Annotated in this window: 9 protein-coding genes and 1 pseudogene; 8 read left to right on the plus strand and 2 right to left on the minus strand. The window is 66.7% G+C overall.

Going from position 1 to position 11445, the window contains the following annotated elements:
- Nucleotides 1–1264: 1264 nt before the first annotated feature.
- The 5 genes and pseudogenes from SLQ33_RS12440 to SLQ33_RS12460 all read left to right on the plus strand — a co-directional run.
- Nucleotides 1265–1611 (plus strand): annotated as a pseudogene (locus SLQ33_RS12440) (12-oxophytodienoate reductase); the annotation flags it as partial.
- Nucleotides 1612–1656: 45 nt separating this feature from the next.
- Nucleotides 1657–2022, plus strand: a complete 366-nt coding sequence (gene trxA / locus SLQ33_RS12445; RefSeq protein ID WP_319454138.1) for a thioredoxin — start codon at nucleotides 1657–1659, stop codon at nucleotides 2020–2022.
- A gap of 38 nt (nucleotides 2023–2060) precedes the next feature.
- Nucleotides 2061–2882 carry an enoyl-CoA hydratase gene (locus SLQ33_RS12450; RefSeq protein ID WP_319454139.1) on the plus strand — a complete coding sequence of 274 codons (822 nt, stop codon included), beginning with the start codon at nucleotides 2061–2063 and terminating at the stop codon, nucleotides 2880–2882.
- Between the two features lie 60 nt (nucleotides 2883–2942).
- Nucleotides 2943–4571, plus strand: a complete 1629-nt coding sequence (locus SLQ33_RS12455) for an ABC-F family ATP-binding cassette domain-containing protein (RefSeq protein ID WP_319454140.1) — start codon at nucleotides 2943–2945, stop codon at nucleotides 4569–4571.
- Between the two features lie 112 nt (nucleotides 4572–4683).
- Nucleotides 4684–4878: a helix-turn-helix domain-containing protein gene (locus SLQ33_RS12460; protein WP_319454141.1), complete on the plus strand. Its 195-nt coding sequence runs from the start codon at nucleotides 4684–4686 to the stop codon at nucleotides 4876–4878.
- Between the two features lie 42 nt (nucleotides 4879–4920).
- Here the strand turns inward: SLQ33_RS12460 and SLQ33_RS12465 are convergent, their stop codons facing one another.
- Nucleotides 4921–5487, minus strand: a complete 567-nt coding sequence (locus SLQ33_RS12465; protein ID WP_319454142.1) for a helix-turn-helix domain-containing protein — start codon at nucleotides 5485–5487, stop codon at nucleotides 4921–4923.
- Between the two features lie 37 nt (nucleotides 5488–5524).
- Nucleotides 5525–8329 carry an aconitate hydratase AcnA gene (acnA, locus tag SLQ33_RS12470; protein WP_319454143.1) on the minus strand — a complete coding sequence of 935 codons (2805 nt, stop codon included), beginning with the start codon at nucleotides 8327–8329 and terminating at the stop codon, nucleotides 5525–5527.
- Nucleotides 8330–8489: 160 nt separating this feature from the next.
- On the opposite strand from acnA, the gene SLQ33_RS12475 reads away from it, so the two are divergent.
- The 3 genes from SLQ33_RS12475 to ripB all read left to right on the plus strand — a co-directional run bounded on the left by SLQ33_RS12475 (nucleotide 8490) and on the right by ripB (nucleotide 11422).
- Nucleotides 8490–9059, plus strand: coding sequence for a DUF6676 family protein (locus tag SLQ33_RS12475; protein ID WP_319454144.1), 570 nt, complete (start codon nucleotides 8490–8492; stop codon nucleotides 9057–9059).
- Nucleotides 9060–9284: 225 nt separating this feature from the next.
- A complete protein-coding gene (ripA, locus tag SLQ33_RS12480; protein ID WP_319454145.1) occupies nucleotides 9285–10709 on the plus strand; it encodes an NlpC/P60 family peptidoglycan endopeptidase RipA in 1425 nt (474 codons plus the stop codon).
- Nucleotides 10709–11422, plus strand: a complete 714-nt coding sequence (gene ripB / locus SLQ33_RS12485) for an NlpC/P60 family peptidoglycan endopeptidase RipB (RefSeq protein WP_413467637.1) — start codon at nucleotides 10709–10711, stop codon at nucleotides 11420–11422. Before ripA ends, ripB begins: the two co-directional genes overlap by 1 nt.
- The last annotated feature ends 23 nt before the right edge of the window (nucleotides 11423–11445 follow it).

Consider the following 11445-nt stretch of genomic DNA (forward strand, 5'->3'; position numbering starts at 1 on the left):
CCCCACTGGTGCGCACCGGTCTGCGCGGCGGCGTGGTTACCGGACCGCGGGTGAACGGTTCGCGAAGACCCGGCGCCTGGCGATACTGCGTGAGCGACTCGCCGTCGCCCGGGCGGCGTTGGATGCGGGTCGGCCCTCGGTCACGATGGGCGGGAAACGGTTGTGGCGCACCCGCACCCACCTCGACGAGGCAGCCATGACCGAACAGCAGTGGCGGGGCCGCTGGGATGGGTCCCGGATGTTCTTGACCGCCGATGGGGAGTCGGGCAAGGCCGGCGGCAACGAAACCCTGCGCGTCGACGAGGCCGGCCGGTTGCGCATCAAAGTCCCCGCCGCACTGGTATCGCAGTACGGGACGCATCTCGACATCGACGCATCGGTGAGCTTCGCCCACCGTGGCACCGAGTGGGCGCAGCGGGTCGCGGGTCGGCGCGCGGTGCGTTACGACATCACCCATGACCCGGTCAAGGATCGCTGGTATCTGGACGCCTCCTGGAAACAGGATGTGACCGCTCCGCCGTCGATCGACGATCTACGGGCCGGCCCGGTGTTGGGTGTCGATCTGAATGCCGATCACCTCGCCTGCTGCGTGCTCGACGGGTCCGGGAGCCCGGTCGGGGACCCGATATCGATCCCCGTGGATACCGCGGGACTGCCGGCATCGCGGCGTGATGGGCGGGTTCGTGCGGCGATCACCGCGCTGCTCGACACCGCGGCCCACGCTCGGTGCGTTGCCGTGGTGATCGAAAACCTCGACTTCGCCGATGCCCGCGCCACCGGCCGCGAGACCATGGGCCGCGGTCAGCGCGGGAAGCGGTTCCGCCGCACCGTCACCGGCATCCCGACAGCCAAGTTTCGCAACCGGCTGACCGCGATGGCGGCTCGTCGTGGCATCGCGCTCATCGGGGTGGATCCGGCTTACACCAGTAAGTGGGGTGCCCAACACTGGGTCAAACCCTTGCAGCAGCAGACTTCCGAACCGGTCACCGGCCATCACGGTGCGGCGGCCGCGATCGGCAGACGTGGTCTCGGACTCACGATCAGGCGACGGCCGGCAGGACCCCGCAACGGACAGAGGACCGTTGTGGGCACGCCACCGGCCAGGCCCGATCGCCAACCGAACCGCGTTGGCAGGCACGGCAGTTCCGGTCCGCCGTCACGCACACGATGCGTAACGGCCCGCCGGAGAATACCCGCCACCAGCGGCCAACACCGTTCGGGCCGCAACCGAGCAGCACTCACTCCTGCTCACTCATACGGAACGGTGGACGTGTTTCATCCCTCGACGCGCGGCACTACGTCCCTGCGTTCCCCGATTCAGATCCGGTGCTGAGCCTGGCGGGCTGGACGAAGAAGGTCACCGGCGCCCCAGTGATCGCCGTCGGGTCGGTCGGACTGGCCACCGAGCATCGTGGCGGCAAGATTGGCGAAGTCATCGCACCCGCATCGCCCGACGAGGTGCTGGATCGCTTCGGGGCGGGCGAGTTCGACGTCGTGGCGATCGGACGTGCGCTGCTGGCGGATCCGACGTGGGTGAACAGACTGCGCGACGACGCACTCGACGGGTTCAATGGCTTTGACGCCGCGGTCGCACTTGCTGGGTTGCGCTAACCGTACCCAGGGAACAACCAGGCATTTGGCAACGTTGGGAGAGACGTGAGTACACAAGACATCACCGCCGAAGTGTTCAACGACACCATCAACGACAACGAGATCGTGTTGGTGGACTTCTGGGCGGAGTGGTGCGGGCCGTGTAAGGCATTCGCACCGACCTTCAAGGCGTCGGCCGAGAAGCATCCCGACGTGGTCCACGCCAAGGTCGACACCGAGGCTGAGCAGGCCCTCGCGTCGGCCGCTCAGATTCAGGCGATCCCCACGCTGATGGGATTCAAGAAGGGCCATATGGTCTTTCGACACTCGGGGATGTTGCCCGCCGCGGAGCTCGACGGCATCATCGCCCAACTCAAGGACTTGGACGTCGACGCCGCGCTCGCAGCCCAGAACGACGCCGAAGGGCAGTAGCGGCGGGGCCGCGCTCGGCCGCGCGATAACGTGCAGTCGTGAGCGAGCAAAGCCCCTTCGTCCTGGTCGACCGCCCGCAGCCCCACGTGGCGCTGGTGACGTTGAATCGCCCCGAGCGGATGAACTCGATGGCGTTCGACGTGATGGTCCCGTTGAAGAAGGCGCTCGACGAGCTCACTCACGACAACGACACCAGGGTGGTCGTGCTGACCGGAGCCGGCCGGGGCTTCTCGTCGGGTGCCGATCACAAGTCGGCGGGTTCGGTGCCCCACATCGACGGACTGACCCGGCCCACCTTCGCGTTGCGGTCGATGGAAGTGCTCGACGACGTGATTCTCGCCATACGCAAACTGCATCAGCCGGTGATCGCGGCGGTCAACGGGGCGGCCATCGGTGGGGGATTGTGCCTCGCGTTGGCATGCGACATCCGCGTCGCCGCCGAAGGCGCCTATTTCCGTGCGGCGGGCATCAACAACGGCTTGACCGCCAGCGAGCTCGGGCTGTCCTACCTGCTGCCCAGGGCAATTGGCACCTCACGGGCGTTCGAAGCGATGCTGACAGGCCGCGACATCGACGCCGCCGAGGCCGAGCGGATCGGCCTGGTGTCCCGTGCTGTGCCCGACGAGCGGTTACTGGACACCTGCTACGAGCTGGCTGGGCGCATCGCGGCGTTCTCGCGACCGGGCACCGAGTTGACCAAGCGCACGCTCTGGAGTGGACTGGACGCCGGTAGCCTGGAAGGTCACATGCAGGCCGAGGGCCTGGGGCAACTGTTCGTGCGTCTACTCACCGCCAACTTCGAGGAAGCGGTCGCTGCGCGCGCACAGAACCGCCCCGCAGTCTTCACCGACGACAAATGACGAAGCAAGAGGGGTAGCGCTCCGGAGGGCAGGAGCGCAGCGACCGGGGATAGGAGCGCAGTGATCACCGCAACGGACCTCGAGGTCCGCGCCGGAGCGCGCACGCTGCTGTCCATCGACGGACCGGCGTTGCGCATCCAGCCTGGTGACCGCATCGGTCTGGTCGGCCGCAACGGCGCCGGGAAGACCACCACGATGCGCATCCTCGCCGGCGAGGGTGAGCCGTACGCGGGCACCGTCGAGCGCACCGGCGAGATCGGTTATCTGCCACAGGATCCCAGAGAGGGCGACCTCGACATGCTGGCCCGCGACCGGGTGCTCTCGGCGCGCGGGCTGGACACGCTGCTGTCTGACCTGGAGAAGCAGCAGGCGATCATGGCGGAAGTCGCCGACGACGCCGCGCGTGACAAGGCGGTGCGTCGCTACGGTGAACTCGAGGAGCGGTTCTCCGCACTCGGCGGGTACGCCGCCGAGAGCGAAGCGGGCCGCATCTGCGCCAGCCTCGGCCTTCCCGAACGCGTGCTCACGCAACCGCTGCGCACCCTGTCCGGCGGCCAGCGTCGCCGCGTCGAGCTCAGCCGCATCCTCTTCGCCGCGTCCGACACGGGCTCGGGTTCGGACACCACGCTGCTGCTCGACGAGCCGACCAACCACCTCGACGCCGACTCGATCGGATGGTTGCGCGCCTTCCTGCAAAACCACTCCGGCGGCCTCGTCGTCATCAGCCACAACGTCGAACTGCTCGCAGACGTCGTCAACCGGGTGTGGTTCCTCGACGCCGTGCGCGGCGAGGCGGACGTCTACAACATGAGCTGGCAGAAGTATCTCGACGCCCGCGCCACCGATGAGCAACGCCGCAGGCGCGAGCGGGCCAACGCCGAGCGCAAGGCGGGCGCACTACGGACCCAGGCTGCCAAGATGGGCGCGAAAGCGACCAAAGCCGTTGCCGCACAGAACATGCTGCGCAGAGCAGACCGGATGATGTCCTCCCTGGACGAGGAACGCGTGGCCGACAAGGTGGCCAAGATCAGGTTCCCCACCCCGGCGGTGTGCGGGCGCACCCCGCTGGTGGGCAAGGGTTTGACCAAGACCTTCGGCTCGCTGGAGGTGTTCACCGGCGTCGACCTCGCCATCGACAAGGGGTCCCGCGTTGTCATCCTCGGGTTGAACGGCGCGGGCAAGACCACCCTGCTGCGCATCCTCGCGGGAGCCGAGGCGCCGGACGCGGGTCGGATCGAGCCCGGCCACGGACTCAAGCTCGGGTACTTCGCGCAGGAACACGACACCCTCGACGACAGGGCAACCGTGTGGGAGAACATCCGGCACGCCGCGCCCGATACCGGCGAGCAGGACCTGCGCAGCCTGCTCGGTGCCTTCATGTTCACCGGACCCCAACTCGATCAACATGCAGGCACGCTGTCGGGTGGCGAGAAGACGCGGCTCGCACTGGCCGGCCTCGTCGCGTCCACAGCCAACGTGCTGCTGCTCGACGAGCCCACCAACAACCTGGATCCCGCGTCGCGAGAGCAGGTACTCGACGCGCTTCGCAGCTACCAGGGCGCTGTGATCTTGGTCACCCACGACCCCGGCGCTGCGGAAGCGTTGGAGCCCCAGCGGGTGGTTCTGCTGCCCGACGGGACCGAAGACTACTGGTCCGACGAGTATCGAGACCTCATCGAATTGGCCTGAGCCTTCGGGTCGTGGGAGTGGCGGTCGTCCGAACGGAGATTTGCCCGAAGTGTGATTAGCGCTTCTTTAGGTTGGGTAATCGGCCGTGAACCGACGAGTGGGGAGATGTCGTATGACGGATACGCAAACGAACGAATCGCGTGAGCAGTTGCTCAACGAGCTGCGAAGCGCATACGAAAACGGTGCCAGCATCAGGGCTTTGGTGGCGTCCACCGGTAGGTCCTACGGTTCGATACACGGCATGCTGCGCGAGGCGGGCGCCACCATGCGCAGCCGGGGTGGGCCCAACCACCGTGCCCGACGCTAACGTTTCGGCTGGTGCCCTGCGGCGCGCTAATTTGCCTGGACGTCAATTGTCGTGACGCACGGAAGCCTCGACCAGATCGAGCACCGCGCTGAGCTTCTCCGGATCATCGCCGGAGGCCAACCGCGACACCAAGCCGTCGAGCACCAAGTCGAGGTAGGTCTGCAGGACGGCCGACGGCACGTCGTCGCGCAGGCGGCCGGCCTGCTTCTGCCGCTGCAGGCGTTCCGTGGTGGCCGTGTAAAGCTCAGCGGAGCGCTCCGCCCACCCTTGGTGAAAGACCGGGTCGTTGCGCAGCTTGCGTGCGATCTCGAGCCTGGTGGTCAGCCAGTCGAACTGGTCGGGCGCGGCGAGCAGGTCCCGCATCACCTGGATGAGCCCCTCCCGAGACGCCACTTCGGCCATCCGGCCCGCATCCTCGCGGGCGAGCTCGAAGAACAAGGTGTCCTTGTCGCGGAAGTGATGGAAGATGGCGCCGCGCGACAGCCCGATGGTCTGCTCGAGCCGCCGCACGGTCGCCTTGTCGTATCCATACTCCGCGAAGCACCGGCGCGCGCCGTCGAGAATCTGACGGCGGCGGGCCGCCAGATGGTCGTCGGTCACCCGAGGCAACGCGCTGCGCTCTCTGCTCGCTGGTGAATCGTCGCCGTCAGTTCGACTTCAGCATGTTGCGCAGCACGTACTGCAGAATGCCGCCGTTGCGGTAGTAGTCGGCCTCGCCTGGGGTGTCGATCCGGACCACCGCGTCGAACTCGACCTTGGAACCGTCCTGCTTGGTCGCCGTGACGTGCATGGTCTTCGGCGTCTTGCCCTCGTTGAGGGCTTCGACCCCCGTGATGTCGAACGTCTCGGTCCCGTCCAGCTTGAGCGACGACGCCGACTCACCCGCGGGGAACTGCAGCGGGACCACGCCCATGCCGATCAGGTTGGACCGGTGGATGCGCTCGAACGATTCGGTGATGACCGCGCGCACGCCAAGCAGGCTGGTGCCCTTGGCTGCCCAGTCTCGCGACGACCCCGACCCGTATTCCTTGCCGCCCAGCACCACCAGCGGAATGCCTTGCGCCGCATAGTTTTGCGCGGCATCGTAGATGAAGGCCTGCGGCCCGCCGTCCTGGGTGAAGTCGCGGGTGTAGCCGCCCGAGACGTCGTCGAGTAGCTGGTTCTTGAGCCGGATGTTGGCGAACGTGCCGCGGATCATCACCTCGTGGTTGCCGCGTCGCGAACCGTAGGAGTTGTAGTCCTTCTTGTCGACGCCGTTCTCCTCGAGGTACTGCGCCGCGGGCGTGCCGGCCTTGATGTTGCCTGCCGGCGAGATGTGGTCCGTGGTCACCGAGTCGCCAAGTAGCGCAAGCACTCTGGCGCCCGAGATGTCGGTGACGGGTGCGGGCTCGGCGGGCATGCCGTCGAAGTACGGAGGCTTGCGGACGTAGGTCGACTTCGGGTCCCAGTCGAACGTCTTGCCCTCCGGGGTGGGCAGGTTCCGCCAGCGCTCGTCGCCCTTGAAGACGTCGGCGTAGCTGTCGGTGAACATCTTCTGGTTGATCGACGACGCGATGACGTCGGAGATCTCCTTCGACGACGGCCAGATGTCCTTCAGGAACACGTCTTTGCCGTCATTGTCCTGGCCGAGCGGCTCGGTCTCGAAGTCGAAGTCCATGGTGCCCGCGAGTGCGTAGGCGATGACCAGCGGCGGGGAGGCCAGGTAGTTCATCTTGACGTCGGGGGAGATGCGGCCTTCGAAGTTCCGGTTGCCCGAGAGCACCGCCGTGACGGTGAGGTCTTCTTCGTTGATGGCCTTCGAGATGGCCTCGGGTAGCGGGCCGGTGTTGCCGATGCAGGTGGTGCAGCCGTAACCCACCAGGAAGAAGCCCAGCTTCTCCAGGTAGGGCCACACCCCGGCCTTCTCGTAGTAATCGCTGACCACCTGGGAGCCCGGTGCCATCGACGTCTTCACCCACGGCTTGGACGTCAGTCCCTTCTCGACTGCATTGCGGGCCAGCAGTGCCGCGCCGAGCATCACCGACGGATTGGAGGTGTTGGTGCAGGACGTGATCGCGGCGACCACGACGGCACCGTGGTCCAGCACGAACTCACCTTGTTCGTCGGACTTGACCCTGACCGGCTTGGACGGCCGGCCGTGGGAACCGTTGGCCGCCGACTGCACCTCGACGGCGTCGTCGTCGGCGAAGGACAGCGACACCGAATCGCTGGCCGGGAAGGACTCGTCGACGGCCTCGTCGAGCTTGGTCTCGGGCGTCGGGTGTTGTTCTTCGACGTAGTTGTGAATGTCCTTGCGGAACGCGATCTTCGATTCCGACAGCAGGATTCGGTCCTGCGGGCGCTTGGGCCCCGCGATGGACGGCACGACGTCGCCGAGGTCGAGTTCGAGGTACTCGGAGAACTTCGGCTCCCGGCTGGCGTCGTGCCACATGCCCTGCACCTTGGCGTAGGCCTCGACGAGCGCCAGTTGCTCCTCGGTGCGACCGGTCAGGCGCAGGTAGTCGACGGTCACCTCGTCGATCGGGAAGATGGCTGCGGTGGAGCCGAATTCGGGGCTCATGTTGCCGAGCGTGGCGCGGTTGGCCAGCGGCACCTCGGCGACGCCCGCGCCGTAGAACTCGACGAACTTGCCGACCACGCCGTGCTTGCGCAGCATCTCGGTGACGGTCAGCACGACGTCGGTGGCGGTCACGCCAGGCTTGATCTCGCCAGTCAGCTTGAACCCGACGACGCGAGGGATGAGCATCGAGACGGGCTGGCCGAGCATGGCGGCCTCGGCCTCGATGCCGCCGACGCCCCAGCCCAGCACGCCGAGGCCGTTGACCATCGTGGTGTGGCTGTCGGTGCCGACGCAGGTGTCGGGGTAGGCCACGCCGTCGCGGACCATCACGGTGCGGGCGAGGTACTCGATGTTGACCTGGTGCACGATGCCCGTGCCGGGCGGCACCACCTTGAAGTCGTCGAAGGCGCCCTGGCCCCAGCGCAAGAATTGGTAGCGCTCGCCGTTGCGGGAGTACTCGATGTCGACGTTGCGTTCGAACGCGCCTGCGTTGCCGAAGACGTCGACGATCACGGAGTGGTCGATCACCATCTCGGCGGGCGCGAGCGGGTTGACCTTGTTGGGATCGCCGCCGAGGGCGCCGACGGCCTCGCGCATGGTGGCCAGGTCGACGATGCACGGCACGCCGGTGAAGTCCTGCATGATCACCCGGGCTGGGGTGAACTGGATCTCGACGCTCGGGTCGGCCTCGGGATCCCAGTTCGCGATGGCCTCGATGTGCTCCTTGGTGATGTTGGCGCCGTCCTCGGTGCGCAGCAGGTTCTCGGCAAGCACCTTGAGGCTGTAGGGCAGGTTCTCGGTACCCGGCACTGCGTCCAGTCGGTAGATCTCGTAACTCTGGTCGCCGACCTTCAAGTCGTCGCGCGCGGAGAATGAATTAACGCTGCTCACATCAACTCCCGATTTGGTTGTCGCCGCGACGGGCTGTGTCGGCGGCGGTGCTGATTCTAACAGTACGCTTGTCCTGTTAACGACCAGGCTCCGGTCCAGTCTTGTCCTCATCCGCGAGTGCTGCCAGTCCTGATACGGGCGCTCGCGTACCGTCTGACGGGTGACGACTCCGGGCCTTCCGTTGTTCATCCCCAACCAGGTCTGCGACACCGTGGGGCTTCCTCCCACGACCACTCCGGTGGACGTGTGCATGGCGAAGGTCATCACGGACGTACGCGAGGGCGGGGTCAGCGCGCCTGCCGGCGAAGCCACCAAGGGGCTGCCTCAGGTGGTCGCCGAGGCCCGGCAGAAGGGCATCGACCTCAAGGTCGTCGTGCTAGCCGAGAACCCGCCCATCGACACTCCGTTGCGCGACGTCGCCACCGCGGTCGGGGACGCCTATCCGGAGTCCACGGTGCTCGTCATCAGTCCGACGTTCGCGGGCACCTACAGTTCGACGTACGACCGCGTCACCCTCGAGGCCGGCCAGGACATGGCCAAGGTCCCTGGAAATCCGGTGCTCGCGTCGCAGAATTTCGTCACCGAGTTGACCACGCCGCACTTTCCGTGGACGCCATTCACGATCGTGGTGGTGCTCGGGGTCGCATTGGCCGCCGTCGCCACCCGAATGCTGCAGGTACGGGCCAAGCGGGCCCCGGTTTCTGAATCGCTTGTGCCGCCTCCAAACTAAGGCGAAAGCGCAGTCGCGCGAATTCAACATCACCATTCGATAACACTCGATTCAATTACAGCTTTGTAATTCGTTACGAACGTTTCATTGCCGCTTGATGTGACGTACGGTGCAGAAGGTGCCTGCTGTTGCAGTTGGGGCTTTTGGGACTCATGTGACTCCAGCGGCAGGCCACAACGAATGTGCCGGCCACGTTCGCGTCGAGCCCTAGGAGACCTCAGTCCAATGAGACGCACCTTTCGCGCCTCGGCCTTCCGGCTGTGTGGCCGCGTCGGCGTAGGTTCGCTCGCGTTTGGCGTACTCCTCGCCTCGGTCTTCGTTGGCCCTGGGAACGCCGTCGCCGAACCGGGCGGGGCCGACGGCATCGCGGGGCTCGTCGCTGAGGTTGCCAACGTCAATCAGGAGCTACAGGACCTCGGCGCTGCGATCCAGGCTCAACAGGAGAGCGTCAACAAGTCACTCGTCGACGTCCAGAACGCGCGTGACGCCGCCGCCGCGGCGCAGCAGGCCGTCGACACCATCCAGGCCGAGCTCAAGGGCGCCAACGCCGCCATCTCGGCCTCGCAGCAGCGCTTCGACCAGTTCGCCTCGTCGGCCTACGTCAACGGGCCGTCGGCGTCCTATGTCACCGCAAGCGATCCCGCCGACGTCATCAAAACCGCGTCGGCGGGCCAGGCGTTGGCGATCAGCATGCAGCAGTCGATCACCGACTTGCAGCGGGCCCGAACGGAATTGGTGAACAAGGAGTCCGCCGCGCGGCTGGCCAAGCAGAACGCAGACCAGGCGCTCGTCGCAGCGCAGTCGAGTCAGGACGCCGCCGTCTCGGCGCTCACCCAGGCGCAGCAGACGTTCGGTGCCCAGCAGGCCGAGCTGAGCCGACTCACCGCCGAACGGACCTCCGCGCAGGCCAAGCTCGAGGCGGCCCGCCAGTGGTCGGCGCCGGCGGGTGGCGCTCCGGTTGCGGCTCCGTCCGGCACCCCGGCAGCACCGGCGGCCGACTGGGATCGCGAACCGGCTGCATCCGCGCCTCGGGGAGCCAACTGGGACACAGCGTGGGATCCCACGCTGCCCGCGATCCCCAGTGCGCTCGTCAGCGGCGACCCGGTGGCGATCATCAATACGCTCCTTGGCATCGCGACGAGCTCGGCGCAGGCCACCCAGCAGATGGGTCAGAGCTTCCTGCAGAAGCTCGGACTAGCGCCCACCCCAACCGGTTACACCAACGGGGCGATCCCGCGCGTCTACGGCAGGCAGGCCTCGGAGTACGTCATCCAGCGGGCAGGCTCGCAGATGGGTGTGCCGTACTCGTGGGGTGGTGGAAACGCCGTCGGCCCCAGCAGGGGCATCGACTCCGGCGCGGGCACAACGGGTTTCGACTGCTCGGGGCTCATCCTCTACGCATTCGCCGGCGTCGGCATCAAGCTGCCGCACTACTCCGGGTCGCAGTACGACATGGGCCGCAAGATCCCGACATCGCAGGCGCGCCGCGGTGACGTCATCTTCTACGGCCCCGGCGGCAGCCAGCACGTCGCGCTCTACCTCGGCAACGGGCAGATGCTCGAGGCGCCGTACACCGGTTCGACCGTCAAGGTCTCCCCGGTCCGCACGAGCGGCATGACGCCGTACGTGGTCCGCTACATCGAATACTAATGGTGGTTTCCTTGCCCTCGGTCCTCCGTCGCTGCGTCAAAGTCTTTGCGCCGCTGCTGGTCACGCTCGCACTCGCGATGGGAGTCGCGGCGACGGCGGCGGCCGACCCCGACGACGGTCAGTGGGATCCGTCGCTGCCCAAGATCGTCAGTTCGGGCGCACCCGGTGATCCCGTCGCCATCGCGAACGCGTCGTTCCAAGTCAGCCAGCTCGCGCTGCAGACCACACAGAGTCTCGGTCAGCAATTCCTGTCCAGCATCGGGCTTGGCGGCAGCGCGCCGTCGGCGCTGCCGGGCGGACGAGTGCGCGGCCCTGCGGCCATCGAGTACGTGATCCGTCGGGGTGGCTCACAGATGGGCGTGCCGTACTCGTGGGGCGGCGGCGCACTGAACGGGCCAAGCGAGGGCGTCGACTCCGACGCGGGCAAGATCGGCTATGACTGCTCGGGCTTCACCCGCTACGCGTTCGCGGGGGTCGGAGTCCAGATCCCGAAGTTCTCCGGCGATCAATACAACACCGGCCGCAAGGTGCCGCAGTCGCAAGCCAAGCGGGGCGATCTCTTGTTCTGGGGTCCCGGCGGCAGCCAGCACGTCGCGATCTACCTTGGCGGCGGAAAGATGCTCGAAGCGTCGGGAAGCGCAGGCAAAGTGACGGTCAGTCCGGTGCGGATGTCCGGGCTGCAGCCCTACCTAGCGCGCATCATCGAATCCTGAGGGGAATCTGATAGCTCGCAGGC

Source organism: Mycobacterium sp. RTGN6, assembly GCF_033804605.1.
Lineage (GTDB): Bacteria > Actinomycetota > Actinomycetes > Mycobacteriales > Mycobacteriaceae > Mycobacterium.